Consider the following 18,038-nt stretch of genomic DNA (forward strand, 5'->3'; position numbering starts at 1 on the left):
TTATCTCCGCCTCAAACTCGTTCGATGATGGTGGCGATACCCATGCCGCCGCCCACGCAGAGGGTGGCCAGGCCGTAGCGCAGCTCGCGCTTCTCCAGCTCGTCGAGCAGGGTGCCGAGGATGGCGCAGCCGGTGGCGCCCAGCGGGTGGCCCATGGCGATGGAGCCGCCGTTGACGTTGACCTTGCTCTCCGGCACGCCCATGTCCTTCATGAACTTCATCACCACCGAGGCGAAGGCCTCGTTGACCTCGAACAGGTCGATGTCGTCGATGGCCAGCCCGGCCTTGGCCAGGGCCTTGCGCGTGGCCGGGGCCGGGCCGGTGAGCATGATGGTCGGGTCGGTGCTGGTCACCGCGGTGGCAACGATGCGCGCACGGGGCTTGAGGCCCAGCTCCTTGCCCTTGGCCGCGGAGCCGATCAGCATCAGCGCCGCGCCATCGACGATGCCGGAGCTGTTGCCCGGCGTGTGCACGTGCTCGATGCGCTCGACATGGCTGTAGACGCGCAACGCGGTGGCGTCGAAGCCCATCTGGCCCATCATCTCGAAGCTCGGCTTGAGTTTGCCCAGGCCTTCGAGGGTGGAATCGCCGCGGATAAATTCGTCGTGGTCGAGCAGCACGATGCCGTTCTGGTCGGTGACCGGGATCAGCGACTTGGCGAACGAGCCATCGGTACTGGCGCGCGCGGCCTTGTGCTGCGAGCGCAGGGCGAAGGCGTCGACATCGGCGCGACTGAAGCCTTCCAGGGTGGCGATCAGGTCGGCGCCGATACCCTGCGGCACGAAATTGGTGTGGATATTGGTTTCCGGGTCCATCACCCAGGCACCGCCGTCCGAGCCCATGGGAATGCGCGACATGGACTCCACGCCGCCGACCACCACCAGGTCCTCGAAGCCCGAGCGCACCTTCATCGCGCCCAGGTTCACCGCCTCCAGGCCCGAGGCGCAGAAGCGGTTGAGCTGCACGCCGGCGACGCTGACGTCCCAGTCGGCGACCATCGCCGCGGTCTTGGCGATGTCGGCGCCCTGGTCGCCCACCGGGGTCACGCAACCAAGGACGATGTCGTCGACCTGGCTGGTGTCCAGCTCGTTGCGCGCTTGCAGGGCGCCCAGCAGGCCGGCGATAAGGTTGACGGGCTTGACGCTGTACAGCGCGCCGTCCTTCTTGCCCTTGCCGCGGGGCGTGCGCACCGCGTCGAAAATATATGCTTCGGTCATGGCGTCCTCAAGGGTCGTGCGGCGCTCGGCAGCGCCTGTTCTTATTGAGCCTCCCTACCATAGCGCCAGGCGCCAAGCGCTCAATGACCGAAGCGCTCAGGCCCATTGACCGCTGAGCTCAGACGAACGGTCGTTTAGTCCGAGCACGCCGGCGAAGCCCAGGCGAGGCGTCTGCCTCCGGGCTCGCTGGTGGATGGCCAGAGGCCATGCATAGCCCGAAATTCCTAGCAGCTCGCTGCTAGCAACCAAGTTATCTAAAGGATCTGTGACGCCAGCCCTAGAGTTACTCCTGCACCCGTCGCGAAACGGGCGCAGGGAACCGCCGCCGGGTCATGCCGGGGCGGTGAGTCAGACCACGCTAAGGCGTGACGCTGCAGCCCGCAGTGCGCTATCGCGGGCATCCGACGCCACACCAATAACAACAAAAGGCATGCGGCCATGTTCAAACAGCCGAAATACCGCCAAGCCGGCGTAATTCTTTTCGCCACGGCGGTCGTCCTGATCCTTCCCAACCTGACCCGTCTGGTCAGCTGAACTCGTCAACCACCCCGCACGCGCGCTGTCGCCGTGGCGCGCTCAGCGCAGTGCGGGCATCCACCACGCCAACAGCAGCGGAATCAGCGCGAACGCCAGCAGGGTCGAGCACAGCACCAGGCTGGCCACCTGCTCGGGCGAGCGTCCGGCGCGCACGGCGAACAGGTAGTTGAACACCGCCACCGGCATCGACGACTGCAGCACCAACACCGCATGCACCAGCGGCGGCAGCGCCAGCAGCCAGCCGATGGCCCAGGCCAGCGCGGCGCCGCAGAGGATGCGCAGCAGCCCCAGCAGCAGGCCGCTGCCGATATGCTGCACGCGGATGCTGGCCAGCGACACGCCGAGGGTGATCAGCATCAGCGGGATGGTCATGCCGCCGAGCAGGTCGACGGTATTGGCCAGCCAGCGCGGCAATTGCAGGTCGAGCAGCAACACCGGCAGCACCAGCGCCAGGCTGATCATGATCGGGTTGACCAGCAGGCCCTTGAGCGAGCGCTCGGCGCCGGACAGCAGCATGCCCAGGCTGAAATGCCCCACCGAGAGCACCAGGAAGAACGCAACCGCCAGCGCCAGGCCCGGCTCGCCGAAGGCGAACAGCGCCATCGGCAGGCCCATGTTGCCGGAGTTGGGGAACAGGTAGGCCGGCACCAGCACCTTCCAGTCGATGGCGAACAGGCGGCTCAGCAGCAGGCCGATCAGGCCCATGCCCAGAGTCACCAGCACGCAGGCCTGGGCCATCTCGGCGAAGGCGGCGCTGTCCAGCTCGGCGCGGCTGAGGGTCGACAGCACCAGACAGGGCGTGCCGATATTGAGCACCATGCGCGCGACGAAATCGGTCGGGTAGGCATGCCCCTTGCGCGCCCAGCCATAACCGATGCCAGCGGCGATCAGCACCGGGGCCAGAACAGCGAACAACTCGGCCAGCATGGGGCTCTCCCGCCAATCAAAAGGACGCATGCTAGACCGCCGAGGCGGCGCGGGCAATTGTGCTAGGGTGGCATCGACACGACGCCTCAACCCATGACGGAGCCCCAGGTTTGAACGCACTCGCGCCCCTGCTCGCCCTCTTTCTGCTCGGCACCGCCCAGGCTGCCGAACTGCATATCCAGCTCGGCAGCGGCGAGCGCACCTGGCAAACCGCCGAACTGCTCGCTCACCCGCAGGCGCAGAGCGTGGAGATCGCCGAGGACGTCAGCTACAAACGCGGCATGCGCTACCGCGCCGTGCCGCTGAGCGCACTGCTCGATGGCATCGCGCCGGGCGACCACCTGCAGGCCGTGGCCCTGGACGGTTTCGCCGCCGAGCTGCCGGCCGCCAGCCTGCTCGCCAGCCAGGGCGCCAAAGCCTGGTTGGCGGTGGAAGACCCGGCCCAGCCGTGGCCGGCGCTGGGCCAAGGCAAACCCAGCGCCGGCCCCTTCTACCTGGTCTGGACCGACCCGGCCGCCAGCCAGATCGGCCCGGAGCAATGGCCGTTCCAGGTATCGCGCATCCGCCAACTGGCGCCGGTGGCGCAACGCTTCCCCGCCCTGCTGCCGACCGCCGACGCCAGCGCCGAGGTGCAGGCCGGCTTCGCCCAGTTCCAGAAACACTGCCTGGCCTGCCACCGCCTCAACGGCGCCGGCGACTCCGCCTTCGGCCCCGACCTGAATATCCCGCACAACCCCACCGAATACCTCGGCGAGGCGTTCCTGCGCCTGTACATCCGCGACCCGCAGAGCCTGCGCAAGTGGCCGCAGGGAAGGATGCCGGGGTTCAGCGAAGCGGTGCTGAGCGAGCGGGAGCTGAGCGAGTTGCTTGGCTATCTGCAGCACATGGCCAAGCACAGGCGCTGAACCCTCGCCGGCGGGCCGAATCAGACCGCGCTCCCCGACCGCTGCAGGAGCGGCTTCAGCCGCGAGCATCGCGGGCAACTACGCGCCTAGCCTGCGACTCCGCGTGGGCGCAGCCCTGGCCACCAGGCTGCGCCGCTTATCGCTAGGCACCGCTGGCGCTGGGCTCGGGCTGCGCGACGGGCTGCGCCACGCCCTTGCCCGAGAGCAAAAAGTGCGACAGCGCCGGGATCAGAATCAACGCCCCCAGCATGTTCCACAGGAACATGAAGGCCAGCAGGATGCCCATGTCGGCCTGGAACTTGATCGGCGACCAGGCCCAGGTAATCACCCCGGCAGCCAGGGTGATGCCGACCAGCCCCACCACCCGGCCGGTGAAGGCCACGGCGTTCTGGTAGGCATCGGCCAGCGACATGCCCTGGCGCTGGTAATGCAGCTGCACGCTGAGCAGGTACAGCGCGTAGTCCACGCCGATGCCCACGCCGAGGGCGATCACCGGCAGGGTCGCCACTTTCACGCCTATGCCCATGGCCACCATCAGCGCCTCGCAGAGGATCGAGGTGAGCATCAGCGGCAGCAGCGCCACCAGGGTCGCGCGCCAGCTGCGGAAGGTGAACAGGCAGAACAGCGCCACCGCCAGGTAGACGTACAGCAGCATGGTGCGGTTGGCCTCGCGCACCACGATGTTGGTCGCCGCCTCGATGCCGGCGCTGCCCGCGGCGAGCAGGAACTGGCGCTCGGGCGTGCTGTTGTCGCGGGCGAACTGGTCGGCGATGGCCACCACCTCGTCCAGGGTCTCGGCCTTGTGGTCCTTGAGGAAGGCGATCACCGGCATCAGCGAGCAGTCGGTGTTGAACAGCTCCGGGGCATTGACCGAGGCCTGCTGCGCCGCGTAGTTGAGCATGTCCTGGTTGCGCTGGATGCTGGCCAGCTTGGGGTTGCCCTCGAAGCTGCCGGCGGTGATCTGGCGCACCGCATTGACCAGCGACACCGTGGTCTGCACCGACGGGTGCTGCTGCAGCTCCCAGGCCAGGCGGTCGGCCAGGACCAGGGTCTGGTAGTTCAGGCAGCCTTCCGGCGCGGTCTTGATCATCACCGCGAACAGGTCGCTGGACAGCGCGTAGTGGCTGGTGATGTAGGCGTTGTCGCGGTTGTAGCGCGAGTCCTGGTGCAGCTCCGGGGCACCGCTGTCGAGATCGCCGATCTTCAGCTGCAGGCTGACCATAAAGCCGCCGATACCCAGCAGGGCCGCCGCCAGCACCGCACCGGTGGCCCACTTGCGGGTGGTGAAACGGTCGAGCAGGTCCCACAGGCGGCCGAAGCCGCGGTGCTGGGAGGCGCGGGTATCGATGCGCAGGGCCCGCGCGGCGGCCTTCTCGCCGACGCCGACGTAGGACAGCGCCACCGGCATCAGCAGCAGCGCGCTGAAGATCAGCACGGCCACGCCGATGCTGGCGGTGATCGCCAGGTCCTGGATCACCGGGATGTCGATCAGCATCAGCACGGCGAAGCCCACCGCATCGGAGAGCAGCGCGGCGACCCCGGCGACGAACAGGCGGCGGAAGGTGTAGCGCGCCGCCACCAGCTTGTGGGTGCCGCGGGCGATGTCCTGCATGATGCCGTTCATTTTCTGCGAGGCATGCGACACGCCGATGGCGAACACCAGGAAGGGCACCAGCACGGTGTAGGGGTCGATGGCATAGCCCAGCCAGGCGATGATGCCCAGCAGCCAGACCACCGCCACCAGTGAGGACAGGATCACCAGCAGGGTGCTGCGGATGCAGCGGGTGTAGAGCAGGATGATGAGCAGCGAGCTGACCACCGCCAGGGCGAAGAACAGCATCACCTGGATCAGGCCGTCGATCAGATCGCCCACCAGCTTGGCGAAGCCGATCACGCGGACCTTGTACTTGCCGCTGCCCTCCTCGCCGGCCTGGCGCGCGGCACTGTCGCCGGCGAACTCGATCTGGTCGCGCAGTTGCTCCTCGAGCACCTTGGAGAACTGGTGGTAGTCGATGCCCTGGCCGGTGGCGGTGTCGCGGTCGAGCAGCGGCACCACGATCATGCTCGACTTGAAGTCGTTGGCCACCAGGCTGCCGACTATGCCGGCACGCACGATGTTCTGCCGCAGCTGCTCGATGTCCTCGGGCTTGCCGGCGTAGTTGTCGGGCATCACCGGGCCGCCCTGGAAGCCTTCCTCGGTGACCTCGGTCCAGCGCACCGCCGGGCTCCACAGCGATTTCATCCAGGCGCGGTCGACGCCCGGGGTGAGGAACAGCTTGTCGCCGACCTGCTTGAGCGTCTCCAGGTATTCGGGGTCGAAGATGTCGCCTTCGCTGCTCTCCACCACTACCCGCACCGAGTTGCCCAGGCCGCGCAGCGAGGCGCGGTTCTCCAGGAAGTTCTGGATGTAGGGCTGGCTCTGCGGAATCATCTTCTCGAAGCTGGGGCGCAGCTCCAGGCGGGTCACCGCCATGTAGCCCAGCACCAGGGTGACCAGCGCCATGAGCAGGATGAACGGCACGCGATGGTTGAACACCATGCGTTCCAGCAGGTTGCCAGTGTTCGTGTCGAAATCGCGAACATCGCGGATCACCGGCATGGTGTCTTGCTTGATATTGCCCATGACAGGGTACTCGCTCGGATTGGGGGTTATTCGCCGGACAGGCTGCGCACGCCGCGGCTGCCCACCAGGACCAGATCGTCGGCGGCGGACAGCGTGGCGCCGGCCACCGGCGACTGGCTCTGCTGCGGGATCAGGCGCAGCGTGCTGCCCTCCTCGGCCTGCAGGCGATGCCCGGCCTGGGTGAACAGCTGGTAGCGCCCGGCGCGGTCGCGGGCGGCGGCGGTGATGCTGACTTGCAGGCCGCTGTCGAGCTCGCGCCAGTTCTGGCCGCCGTCGCGGCTGCGGAACACGTGGCCACGCAGGCCGTAGACCAGCACCTCGCCGGGCTTGCCGATGACGCCGAAGTAGGTGCCCGCGTAGGGGCTGTCCAGGGCGACGAAACGCTGGCCGGCGGCGTCCCAGCGGCGCAGCAGGCCCTGCTCGCCGACCAGGTACAGCGCATCGCCGGTGTAACCCAGGGCGGTCAGATGCAGGCCCATGGGGTTGTCGCTGCGATCCTGCAGCGGCAGCCAGGTCTGGCCGCCGTCGCGGGTGGCGAGAATCAGGTTGAACACGCCCACGGCGAAACCGTTGCGGGCGTCGGCGAACCAGAGGTCGAGAAAGGGCTTGTCGGCCCCCTGCTCGATCAGACGCTCGCCTTCGGCCGCCAGTGCAGCCCACTCTTCGTTCTCGGGCTCGGCGGCGGCCAGGGTGCTGTAGTGGTCGTGCACCAGGGCACCGATCTGCCGGCCATCGAGCTGCTTGCGCCAGGTCAGGCCGCCGTCGGCGCTGTGCAGGATCACGCCGTCGTTGCCCGCCGCCCAGCCCAGGCTCGGGCTGGCGAAATGCACGGCATTGAGATCGACGCTGACCGGCACCTGGGCCTGCTGCCAGTGCTGGCCGTCGTCGTCGGAATAGAGAATGTGGCCACGCTGGCCGACCGTCACCAGTCGGTCGCCGGCGCGGGCGACGTCCAGCAGCGGGCTGTGCACGGCCAGCGCACTGGGCTTGGCCGGCAGGTCCAGCACGTCGACGTAGTCGCTGGCCCAGGCACTGCTCTGCAGCGCCAGCCAGGCGCCCAGCGCCAGCTGCAGGTAGCGTCGGATTGCACGCATAGCGCGTTCCTCGTGAGAAAGAAGGCCCCGCCTGGCTGCACCGCAGCGGCTAGCAGGGCCGGAAAAACCAGCCCGCAGTCGTCGCCGACCGCGGGCGCTCAGCGCCGGCCGGGCCCTGCCCGGCCGGCGACCCTCAGCGGATACCGGCGCCGGCCAGCGCCTCGGGCGACCACTGGGCCTTGGACAGGGGCTCGATGTACTTAATGCCGCCGTACGGGCCGACCACGCCGTTGACGTTGTAGCTACCGCCGATCAGGTCGTAGATGACGTGGGGCGCGGTGTTGGGCGTAGCGACGTCGTAGCTCTGGGTCAGGAAGCTGAAGGAGCCGCGGTACAGCTGGCCACCGGCGTCGTACTGATCGGAGGCCAGGGCGTTCCAGCTGTCCTCGTCGAGGTAGAAGCGGCGCTTGGCATAGATGTGGCGGGCGCCGGCCTTCAGCGTGCCCTCGACCACCCACACGCGGTGCTTCTCCCAGCGCACGAACTCCGGCGCCAGGTGATTGGGCGTGGTCAGCTGCTTGGGGTCCTTGATATAGGTGAGCTTGTAGGTGTTGTAGGGCACGAACATTTCCTGCTTGCCGACCAGCTTCCAGTCGTAGCGATCCAGCGCGCCGTTGAACACATAGATGTCGTCGTAGGTGCCGGAGCCGGCGGTACCCGGGTTCGGCGTGTCGTAGGCCAGGTTCGGCGCCAGCTTGACCCGACGCACGCCGGGCAGGTACTGCCAGGCGCGGCGCGGTTGCTCCAGCGGATTGGCGGCGTCCTTGAGCATCAGCGATTCGCCGGCGCGGCGGGCCGGGCCGCTGTAGTACAGCTTGGTCTGGAAGTAGGTGTCCCTGGCGTCGATCACCTTGTTCGTGTCTTCGTAGATGGGGAAGGCGTTGAACGCGGTGCCGGTGGTGGCCAGGGTAGCGACGCCGGCGGCATCGACGTTCCAGGAGTCGTACTTGGTGGTGTAACCGGCGCCCTGGAAGCGCAGCAGGTGGTTCCACATGGCCTCGGCGCCGGACCGCGGAATCGGGAAGGGAATGCCCGGCAGCACGTTCTCGATGGCGTTGCCGCCTTCCAGCGACTTGGCCCCGGTGGCGTTCTTCAGCGTGTTGTCCAGCAGCGCCTGGGGCATGGTCGCGGTACGGTGGCTGGGGTAGACCTCGGCGCGGAAGCTCGGGTAGCGCTTGGCCAGTTCGTAGGTCACGGCGGTCAGCTGGTCCTTGTACTGATCGGCGTTCTTGCCGTCGATCACCAGCAGCGGCTGCTCGCCGGCGAAGGGATCGGGGCGCACGGTGTCGCCGTTCTTGAAGCCTGCCGGGGCGGTGTTCAGGCCGCCCTCGAAAGCCGGGATGGAGCCGTCGGCATTGCCGGCCTTTTCGGCACCGACCAGGGTCAGGGTCTGGCCGAGCTTGGCGGCCTCGTCAGCGGATACCGCGGCCTGGGCCTGCGCAACGACCAGTGCCAGAGAGGCAGCCAGTAGGGTTTTCACGAATGTCATTGGGTGTACTCCTGCTCGTAAGCTGGGCAATTCATAGATCAGAAGGTGGTCTTGAAAGTCAGATAGAGCGCACCCCGGTCTTCGCCGGTGGCCCCACCGCCGGAGAAGGAGGCATAGCCGCCGGCGTAGCAGGTGTAACGCTCGGTACCGTCCAGGGCGTTGGGGGTCGCGCCATCGGTCGCGCCGTTCTCGCACTTGGCCGAATCGCCGAAGGAGTCGACGTACTTGAGGTCGACGTAGTACTGGTTGTAGATGGCCGCGCTCACGCCCACCGCGTAGTTGCCGGTGTCCTCGGCGCCGCCGGCGACCACCGGCGAGACGCCGTCGAGACCGACGTTGATCGACATCGGCGCGGACAGATCCACGCCCGGGAACACCTGGTACCAGGTCGGCGTGAAGTTGACCGCCAGGCCCCAGTTGTCGCGGGTCGGCTTGTCGATGCCGCGGTAGGTGTCCTTGCCCTTGTACAGCGCCTCGTTCTTGCTATCGAGGCTCAGCAGGTTGCTGTAGTACAGCTCGCCCAGCAGCGTCGCGGCGTCGAACAGCGGCGTCTCGGCGATGGCCAGCAGACCGTTGAGGGTCCAGTGCAGGGTGTCGCCGGTGGCGGCCATGCTGTCGCCCTCGCCCGGCAGGTCGGTGACCACGCCGGAACCGGCGCTGCGCGGCGGCAGCGCCCCCAGGCCGGCGGCCAGCCCGGCCGGGCCGGTGGCGCTGACGATGGCCGGGATGCTGGACAGCGGCATGTTCTTGCGGATGTTCAGGTCGCTGCCGACGCTGACCCCGGCGAACTCCTTGGACAGGCTCAGGCCGTAGATGTCGATGTCGTCGCCGTAGGACAGGTTGTAGCTGGTGCCGGCCAGGGAATCGACCAGGCGGCAGACGCCGGTGGCCGGTACGCTGACCACGCCGCCCGGCGCCACCACGCAGCTGCCCTGGGTCAGCGACAGCGAGCGCGCATCCAGCACCGCCTGCGGCAGGATGTCGGAGGTCCGGCGGTAGTAGAAGCCCAGGGTGCCGTCCAGCCACTCCGGCGCCCACTTGGCCATCAGCCCCCAGTCGCCGCTGTCGTTCGGCGTGTTGTCGTCGCCGCGGCGCACGTTGGTCAGCGCATCCTGACCGAGGAAGCCCGGCGGCGTCGCGGTGTGGCCGAGCAGGAAGGACTGCGCGCCCTCGCCGAGCAGGTCGGAGGTGCCGTAGTAGGTGCCGGCCTCGGGTAGGCGGGCGGCGTCCCAGTCGAAGAAATACTGGGCGCCGAAGGTCCACTCGGAGTTCAGGGTGAAGCTGGTGGAGAGCTGGTTGCGCGGCATGAACAGCTCCTTGGCCTCGGTGCCCGGCGAGGCGGCCAGCTTGGCCAGGTCCAGGCCGGACTGGCCGTAGCTCAGCGAGTGCACCGGGTTGAGAATGGTCTCGCCCCAGAACACGTTGTGCTGGCCGGCCTTGACGCTCAGCAGCGACTCCTCGCCGACCTCGGTGCTGTAGAACACGAAGGCGTCGAGGATCTCGCCGGACGGGCCGCTGTAGTAGCGCTTGGCGTAGCGGCTCAGGTGCGGATTGCCGTTGCCCAGGCCGTCGGCGCTGGCAAAGGGGCCGACCAGCGGGTGCTGGGTGGTCATGCCGCTGGCCGCGTCGTTGCCGTTGACGAAGGGGTTGGAGTTGGAGCCGGTGTTGTCGTAGGCCTTGTCGTACCAGCTGGCGGCGCTGACCCGGAAGCCCATGCGGTTCTGGTAGACCACGTCGAGCTCGGTGAGCAGGTCGACGCGGTTGGTGATGTTGGTGCCGGCCTTGCGGAAGTTGTAGTCGCCGTCGTTGTTGTTCGGCGTGGCCAGCATGCGCTTATCGGCGCTCTCGGTGCGTACGCCGTAGTTGTACTTGACCGTGTTGTCGAAGCGTACGGCCCAGTCTTCGCTGCCCAGGTCGACTTCGACGGCATGGGCGGCCGGCATGGAGGCGGCGAGGATCGCCGTGGCCAGCAAGCTGCGCCGCAAGGGCCTAGTAGTGTGGTTCTTATTGTTGTACATGCGTTGTCTCCGCTTGTTGTGTTTGTGGCTCTAACAACGGCTCACATCCGGTCTAGCAAGGCTGCGAGTTCTCATGCTGCGGCTCAGCTAGCGGCTGGCCGCAGCCTTGGGCGACGCGGCTCCGGGGAGCCGCGCGCCTCAACAATCCAGTTCGCGAATGAAGGCCTCGGCCCGCGCCCACTCGCCGTAGCCCGAAGCCGGGTTGAGGTGGCCGACCGCACCGAGATTGACCAGTTGGCTGCCCCAGGCCTCGGCCAGGTGGCAGGCGGCTTCCAGGCTGGCCAGGTAGTCGTTGCTGCTCGCGGCGACGATGCTGGGAAAGGGCAGGCGGCCGTCCGGCAGCGGATCCCAGCCATGGGCGCGCAGGCTGTCCGGCGTCGGATAGCCCTGCGGCCAGCTGGCCTGCAGGTCCGGCGGGGTGGCCAGCAGGGCGCCCTGGATCGGGCGGCTGTAGCGGGCCGCCCAGTGCGCCACCATCAGCACGCCGGCGCTGTGGGCGACCAGGATCACCGGGCCCTCGATCTGCTCCAGCTCGCGCTGGATGGCCTCGACCCGGGCGGCACAGCTGAGCTTGTCAGCCTGCAACGGGGCAACCGAACGCACCTTGCTCAGCTTGGCTTCCAGCAGGGTCTGCCAGTGTTGCGGCACGTGTTCGCGCAGACCGGGAACGATCAGCACCGTGGCATGGGTTTGCAGCTTGTCCACATCGACACCTTTGCAGTTGGCTCCGGCTTTACGGGTAGCCGGATGGTCGTTGCAGACAACAGTAAAGAGCCCCCACCTACCCCGCTTCACATTTGGCGTCAGCCATTTCTCATTTGATGACAGGGGCGAAATGCCCCTTCGAACGCCACCGCACAGCCCCCCGAAAAGCCCCTCCCCGGCGGCCGTTCCGGGCCGGCAACGGCGCCGCGCATCTGGGCCGGACGCGCGCCAGCCTCACGAAGGGCTTTCAGATTGCCGGGCGGGGTCATGCCGGCGGCGGCCGCTCAGGTATCGAAACGCGCGACCAGGGCATGCAGGGCGTGCGCGGTGGCCTCCAGCTCGCCGCCCAGGTGCGCGGAGCGCGCGGTGACCTCGGCATTCTGCTCGGCGGCCGTGGAGATGTTGCCGATCTGCCGGGAAACGTCCTCGGCCACCAGATTCTGCTGCTCGGCGGCGGCGGCCATCTGCTCGGCCATCTGGTGGATGCGCTCGACGGCGGTGGTGATGGCGTCCAGCGCCTGTTCGGTTTCGCTCACCCAGGCCACCCCGGCCCGCGCTTCCTCGCTGCCCTGGCGGGCGATCTGCACCGCCTGGGCCGCCACCTGCTGCAGGCTGGCGATGATGCCCTGGATCGCCTCGGTGGACTCCTGGGTCTTCGACGCCAGTGCCCGCACCTCGTCGGCCACCACGGCAAAGCCGCGGCCCTGCTCGCCGGCGCGGGCCGCCTCAATGGCCGCGTTGAGGGCCAGCAGATTGGTCTGCTCGGCGATGCTGCGAATCATGTTGGCCGCCTGCTGGATCGACTGCGCCTCGCCGGCCAACCCGGCCACCGAGGCACTGATGCCGTCCACCGTATGCGCCAGCTTCTCGACCACCGCGCGACTCTGCCGGGCCTGGCTGCTGCCGCCTTGCGACAGCCGATTGACCTGGCGCGCCTCGACGGCGGTTTGCTGCACGTGCACGGCGACCTGGTTGATCGAGGCGGCCATCTGCTGCATGGCGGTGGCGGCCATGTCGGCCTCGACCCGCTGCGCCTGCAACGCCCGCTCGGCCTGCTGCACCAGCTGGCCGTTCTGCGAAGCCTGGCGGGCGGTGCGCGTGGCTTGGTCGCCGAGCAGGCCGAGCGCGGTACGGATGCGCGCGCCCTCGCTGATCAGCGCCAGCTGCAGCCGCGACACCGCGCCGGTGTCGTCGGTGTAGGTGCGCGCCACCAGCTCATTGTCGAAGGCCTTGGGCGCCGCCAGGGCGACCCGGCGCAGGGCGCGCTTGACGAAGCGCAGGGTGGCCAGGGTCTGCGCCAGCGACAGCAGAATCACCAGCGCCATGCCCAGGCCGGCCTGACCAAGGGCGAACAGCCAGGGCCCCAGTCCCGCGCCGAGCAGTGGCAGCAGCATGAAGCGCGCCGCCACGCCGAGGCGCTCGCCCAGCGAGACCGCCGCGCGGCCCTGGTTCAGGCGTGCATACAGCGCGCTGGCGCGGCGCACCTGGTCGGCGTCCGGCTTGACCCGCACCGACTCGTAGCCCACCACCCGGCCCTGCTCGAGGACCGGCGTGACATAGGTGTTGACCCAGTAGTGGTCGCCGTTGCTGCAGCGGTTCTTGACGATGCCCATCCAGCTCTTGCCGGCCTTGAGGTACTCCCACATCTGCGCGAAGACCTGCGCCGGCATCTCCGGATGGCGCACCAGATTGTGCGGGCTGCCGATCAGTTGCTCGCGGCTGAAGCCACTGACGGCGACGAACTCGTCGTTGCAGGAGGTGAGCAGCCCCCTGAGGTCGGTGGTGGAAATCAGACGTTGGTCGGCCGGATAGGTACATTCGCGGCCACTGAGCGGCATGTTGACTCGCATGGTTGCTCCTACGCGTGGTTGTGCCGCACCGGCTGTGCGGACAGCTGCACTGCGCCGCGGCCAGCGCGGGCCAGAGCGACAGGAGCAGTGCCGCAAGCGCCAGTCTCGGGGCGGCGGTGCCGGGCGCGAATGCCCGGCAGACCGGCCAGGATAGTAGGAGCTCGCCCCCACACCGGCTTCGCTTTGGCTGCCAGGCACTTTTCATTTCATGACTAACGTTTTATAAGCTAGAGGCATGTCCAAGCCCTGCGGCCAGCCCGAGCCGCCCCGAGAGCGAGCCCCTGCATGACCGCCCAAGCCCGTGCCGCCGTGTTGACCAACTACCTGGAAGTGGCGCGCCAGTACGGCCTCAATACCCGCGTGCTGATGGCCCAGGCGGGCCTGACGCAGGCCATGCTCAACGACCCCGACCAGCGCATACCGGTCGAGGCGGCCATCCGCCTGATGGAAGATTCCGCCCGCGAAAGCGGCTGCGAAACCCTCGGCCTGCGCATGGCCGAGCTGCGTCAGCTCTCCGACTTCGGCGAGGTCAGCCTGCTGCTCAGCCACCAGCACAGCCTGCGCGATGCGCTGCAGGTGATCGTGCAGTACCGCCACCTGATGAACGACTCGCTGGCGATCTATATCGAGGAAGCCGGCAAGACGGTGCTGATTCGTGAGGAAGTGGTCAGCGAATACCCCAGCCACAGTCGCCAGGCCATCGAACTGGCCATCGGCGTGATGTACCGCTTCTGCGCCGCCCTGCTCGGCGCGCACTGGCACCCGATCAGCGTCAACTTCAGCCACGAGGCCCCGGCGGATCTCTCCGTGCACCGGCGCATGTTCGCCTGCCCCCTGGAGTTCGGCAGCGAATTCAACGGCATCGTCTGCCCCTCGACCAACCTGGATACCGCCAACCCGCTGGCCAATGCCGCCATGGCCCGCCACGCCCAGCGCTACCTGGACTCGCTGCAGGGCTCCAGCGAACACTCGCTGACCCTGGACGTGCGCAAGGCCATCTACCTGTTGCTGCCCATGGGCCGCGCCACCATCGAACAGATCGCCCAGGCCCAGGGCATGAACGTGCGCACCCTGCAGCGGCGCCTGGAGGAGGACGGCGGCACCACCTTCAGCGAGCTGATCAACAGCGTGCGCCGCGAACTGGTGATCCGCTATATGGAAAACCCCGGCTATTCGCTGGCGCGCATCGCCGACATGCTCGGCTACTCGCTGCCCAGCTCCTTCACCCGCTGGTTCATCTCGCAGTTCGGCATGCCGCCGGCGACCTGGCGCGAGCAGCACCAGGTCGGCTCGCGCAAAGGCGGCTGAAGCCCCTAAGAGCCTGTTCAAAGGCTGCTGCGCCGCGGCAACGCGCCGCGCCCTGCCAGCAGGCGGTCACGCCAGCGGGTCGGCAACCAGGCGGCCAGGTGCCACATCGGATGCAGGGGATAGCGCGGCTTCGGCCTGCTCGCGCGGATCGCCCGCAGCACCGCCAGGCTGACGCGCTCCACCGCGGCGCCCTGTCGTGCGCTGCGTTCCACCCGCTCCAGCAGCGCCTGCACTGCAGCCTGATAATCCGTGCCGGCGTAGCGCGGATCGGCCTTGACCTTGCCCCAGATCGCGGTACGGATCGGCCCCGGCTCGATCAGCACCACCTCGATGCCGTAGATGCCCAGCTCCACCCGCAAGGCGTCGCTGACCGCCTCCAGCGCATGCTTGCTCGCCGCGTAGCAGCCGGCCAGCGGCGTGGTCAGGCGCCCGGACACCGAGCCGATATTGATCAGCCGACCACGGCCGGCGCGACCGGGGCCGGCGCCGAGCAGGGGCGCGAAGGCCTGGGTCACGCCGATCAGGCCAAACAGGTTGACCTCGAACATGGCCCGCATCTCTGCCAGCGGCTGCAACAACAGCGGGCCGGTGGGCGAGGCGATACCGGCGTTGTTGATCAGCGCCGCCAGCCCCTGCCCGCCGACCCAGGCCTCGACCTGGCGCACCGCGTCCGGCAGCGCCGCCTGATCGGTGACGTCCAGCAGCAGCGGATGGAAGGCCTCGCCCAGCTGCTCGCGCAGCCGTGCGGCCTCGTCCTGACGACGCAGCGTGCCTATGACCCGGTAACCCTGATCGAGCAACAGACGGGCACAAGCCAGGCCGATGCCGGAGGAAACGCCGGTGATGAGAACGAAGGGCTGCATGCCGTTGACTCCTTGCAGTGGGGGGTGGGAAATATCGGTTCAGGGCCTCTGCTAACGCAGGCTCGCGGCCAGCTCGTCGAGATCGAGCACGGCGCGGCTGAGGTAGAACTCCGCCCCGCCCTGCCCGCCTGTCTCCGACGCCTGCAGCAACGGGCGGACGAACTGGTAGCTGCTGCGGATCTTGGCCAGCGCCGCGGCATGCTCGGGCAAAAGCAGGCGCAGCTGCGCGAAACGCGCTTCGAGCACCTGGTCGAGCGCCTGCGGCGACACCTGCGGGAAAGTTACGGGCATGCCCGACGGCCAGGGGTAATGACGTATCTGGTAATCCAGCAGCAGGCTGGCCAGATCCAGGCTCTGCTGCCCCAGCAACTGCACCGGCGTCGGCGTCTCGACAGCGACCGAGGCCGGCGCGACGACCCCGGCGGCCGCCTGTTGCAGCGCGCGCTGCTGGTTAAGCAGCTGGGCCAGCAACTGCGGATAGGCCTGACGCTGCCGGCGCGGCAAGGCGTCGAGCGTGGCGAAGCTGCGTTGCATGGCCGCCAGCGGCGCGGCCAGTGCGGGCGGCTGGCCCAGCTGCAGAACCTGGATCTGCAGGCTGTGCAGGTGGTGGTAGACGGCCGTCAGGCTGCGGGGATCCGGCGCCCGCTCGGCCGGATTGAAGTACAGCAGGGCGCTGGCGCAGAGCAGTTGGCCGCGCGCGCTCAGCTCGTTCAACGGCTGGGGCTGGCCGGCGGCCAACAGCGGGGCACACAACAAGGGCAGCAGGAAAAGCCGGATGACTCTGCGCATGGTCCTAACCTCGTTCTAATTGTTATCGGGCTAAGCGGTTCTGCACCTGCCAGCGACAGGCGCGTCCGCGGCGGCAGGCGCAGCCGCCGCGGAGGTGGAATAAAAAAGCGGACGACTGCTACCCCAGCCGCCGCGAAGCATCCAGGGCGGTGCCCCCCGGATTGACCAGCTCTTTGGTGCCCGGTGCGCTGAACAGCGCAGCCCGGCGATGGTGGACGCACTTGCCTTGCCAAACGGCAAGCAAGCGCCGCCACACAGGATTAAAAGGCGGCGAGCTGCGTGCGCAGTCGCCGCAAACGCTCCGGAGCGTCACGCCGAAGCGGGTCACGCCCTGACCTGAAAGCACAGGGCGTGGCGGTTACTGGCGCCGGATCGCGCAGCCGGTGGCCGCCTGCAGCTGGTCGAAGTCCACCCCGGGGGCCATCTCCACCAGCTCGAGGCCTGCAGCGGTCACATCCAGCACGGCCAGGTCGGTGATGATCCGGTCGACCACGCCGACGCCGGTCAGCGGCAGGTCGCAGCGTTCGAGGATCTTGTGCGCGCCACCCTTGGCGCAGTGCTCCATGATCACCACCACGCGCTTGACGCCAGCCACCAGGTCCATGGCGCCGCCCATGCCCTTGACCATCTTGCCGGGGATCATCCAGTTGGCCAGGTCGCCGTTCTCGGCCACCTGCATGGCGCCGAGCAGGGCCAGGTTGATGTGACCGCCACGGATCATGGCGAAGCTCTCGGCGCTGTCGAAGAAGCTGCTGCCGGGCAGCGTGGTGATGGTCTGCTTGCCGGCGTTGATCAGGTCGGCGTCGATCTCCTCCTCACCGGGGAAGGGGCCGATGCCGAGCAGGCCGTTCTCGCTCTGCAGCCAGACCTCCATGCCGTCGGGGATGTAGTTGGCCACCAGGGTCGGCAGGCCGATGCCGAGGTTGACGTAGAAGCCGTCCTGCAGCTCGGCGGCGGCGCGTTGCGCCATTTCTTCGCGGGTCCAGGCCATGATCAGTTCCCCCCTGCCGTTGTAGAAAGCGTGCGGACTTCGATGCGTTTTTCCGGGTTGGGGTTGAGCACCAGGCGCTGCACGAAGATGCCCGGCAGGTGGATCTCGTCGGGGCTCAGCTCGCCGACCTCGACTATCTCCTCCACCTCGGCCACGCACACCCGGCCGGCCTTGGCGCACAGCGGATTGAAGTTGCGCGCGGTCTTGTTGAACATCAGGTTGCCGGCCCTGTCGGCCACCGCGCCCTTGATCAGCGCCACGTCGGCGGTCAGGGAGCGCTCCATCACGTACCAGTCGCCATCGAACTGACGGGTTTCCTTGCCCTCGGCGATCAGCGTGCCGTAGCCGGTGCGGGTGAAGAAGGCCGGGATGCCGGCGCCGCCGGCGCGCAGCTTCTCGGCCAGGCTGCCCTGGGGGGTGAATTCCAGCTCCAGCTCACCGGCCAGGTACTGGCGCTCGAACTCCTTGTTGCCGCCGACGTAGGAGGAAATCATCTTCTTGATCTGGCGGCTGTAGAGCAGCGGGCCGAGGCCGAAGTCGTCGACCCCGCAGTTGTTGCTGATGATGGTGAAGCCGGTCTTGCCGGTCTCGCCCAGCGCCGCGATCAGCGCCTCGGGAATGCCACACAGGCCGAAGCCGCCGGAGGCGATGGTGATGCCGTCGTGGACGATATCGGCCAGCGCGGCATGGGCATCGGGATAAATCTTGTTCATGGATGACCT

14 protein-coding genes are annotated in these 18,038 nt (G+C 68.0%); 2 read left to right on the forward strand and 12 right to left on the reverse strand.

Annotated features, from left to right (window positions below):
* Window positions 1–11: 11 nt before the first annotated feature.
* Window positions 12–1,217, reverse strand: coding sequence for an acetyl-CoA C-acetyltransferase (locus ACW9UL_RS12110; protein ID WP_457787142.1), 1,206 nt, complete (start codon window positions 1,215–1,217; stop codon window positions 12–14).
* Window positions 1,218–1,793: 576 nt separating this feature from the next.
* The gene (locus tag ACW9UL_RS12115; protein ID WP_021441968.1) at window positions 1,794–2,681 is read right to left on the reverse strand and encodes an AEC family transporter; all 888 of its coding nucleotides are present in this window, start codon (window positions 2,679–2,681) and stop codon (window positions 1,794–1,796) included.
* Window positions 2,682–2,791: 110 nt separating this feature from the next.
* On the opposite strand from ACW9UL_RS12115, the gene ACW9UL_RS12120 reads away from it, so the two are divergent.
* Complete coding sequence (locus tag ACW9UL_RS12120; protein WP_457787143.1) at window positions 2,792–3,586, forward strand: c-type cytochrome; 795 nt, start codon at window positions 2,792–2,794, stop codon at window positions 3,584–3,586.
* A gap of 142 nt (window positions 3,587–3,728) precedes the next feature.
* Here the strand turns inward: ACW9UL_RS12120 and ACW9UL_RS12125 are convergent, their stop codons facing one another.
* From ACW9UL_RS12125 to ACW9UL_RS12150, 6 genes are all read right to left on the reverse strand, one after another.
* Window positions 3,729–6,209, reverse strand: a complete 2,481-nt coding sequence (locus ACW9UL_RS12125) for an efflux RND transporter permease subunit (protein WP_457787144.1) — start codon at window positions 6,207–6,209, stop codon at window positions 3,729–3,731.
* Between the two features lie 26 nt (window positions 6,210–6,235).
* Window positions 6,236–7,303, reverse strand: a complete 1,068-nt coding sequence (locus tag ACW9UL_RS12130; protein ID WP_457787145.1) for a WD40/YVTN/BNR-like repeat-containing protein — start codon at window positions 7,301–7,303, stop codon at window positions 6,236–6,238.
* Window positions 7,304–7,436: 133 nt separating this feature from the next.
* Entirely contained in the window at window positions 7,437–8,792 is a 1,356-nt protein-coding gene (locus tag ACW9UL_RS12135) for a DUF1329 domain-containing protein (RefSeq protein WP_457787146.1), read from the reverse strand.
* 38 nt (window positions 8,793–8,830) lie between these two features.
* Window positions 8,831–10,810: a DUF1302 domain-containing protein gene (locus ACW9UL_RS12140; protein ID WP_457787147.1), complete on the reverse strand. Its 1,980-nt coding sequence runs from the start codon at window positions 10,808–10,810 to the stop codon at window positions 8,831–8,833.
* Window positions 10,811–10,948: 138 nt separating this feature from the next.
* Window positions 10,949–11,515, reverse strand: coding sequence for an RBBP9/YdeN family alpha/beta hydrolase (locus ACW9UL_RS12145; RefSeq protein WP_457787148.1), 567 nt, complete (start codon window positions 11,513–11,515; stop codon window positions 10,949–10,951).
* A gap of 284 nt (window positions 11,516–11,799) precedes the next feature.
* Complete coding sequence (locus ACW9UL_RS12150; protein WP_397497175.1) at window positions 11,800–13,365, reverse strand: methyl-accepting chemotaxis protein; 1,566 nt, start codon at window positions 13,363–13,365, stop codon at window positions 11,800–11,802.
* A 285-nt stretch (window positions 13,366–13,650) separates the two neighbouring features.
* On the opposite strand from ACW9UL_RS12150, the gene ACW9UL_RS12155 reads away from it, so the two are divergent.
* Window positions 13,651–14,673, forward strand: coding sequence for an AraC family transcriptional regulator (locus ACW9UL_RS12155; protein ID WP_021444723.1), 1,023 nt, complete (start codon window positions 13,651–13,653; stop codon window positions 14,671–14,673).
* 17 nt (window positions 14,674–14,690) lie between these two features.
* Here ACW9UL_RS12155 and ACW9UL_RS12160 read toward each other — a convergent pair whose 3' ends face one another.
* The 4 genes from ACW9UL_RS12160 to ACW9UL_RS12175 all read right to left on the reverse strand — a co-directional run bounded on the left by ACW9UL_RS12160 (window position 14,691) and on the right by ACW9UL_RS12175 (window position 18,029).
* On the reverse strand, window positions 14,691–15,536 hold the full coding sequence (locus ACW9UL_RS12160; protein ID WP_457787149.1) for an SDR family oxidoreductase: 846 nt from the start codon (window positions 15,534–15,536) through the stop codon (window positions 14,691–14,693).
* A 51-nt stretch (window positions 15,537–15,587) separates the two neighbouring features.
* Window positions 15,588–16,325, reverse strand: coding sequence for a hypothetical protein (locus ACW9UL_RS12165; RefSeq protein ID WP_457787150.1), 738 nt, complete (start codon window positions 16,323–16,325; stop codon window positions 15,588–15,590).
* A gap of 358 nt (window positions 16,326–16,683) precedes the next feature.
* Window positions 16,684–17,316 carry a CoA transferase subunit B gene (locus ACW9UL_RS12170; RefSeq protein ID WP_021444449.1) on the reverse strand — a complete coding sequence of 211 codons (633 nt, stop codon included), beginning with the start codon at window positions 17,314–17,316 and terminating at the stop codon, window positions 16,684–16,686.
* 2 nt (window positions 17,317–17,318) lie between these two features.
* Entirely contained in the window at window positions 17,319–18,029 is a 711-nt protein-coding gene (locus tag ACW9UL_RS12175; RefSeq protein ID WP_457787151.1) for a CoA transferase subunit A, read from the reverse strand.
* Between the last annotated feature and the right edge of the window lie 9 nt (window positions 18,030–18,038).

The organism is Pseudomonas sp. PL-6 (genome assembly GCF_054110165.1).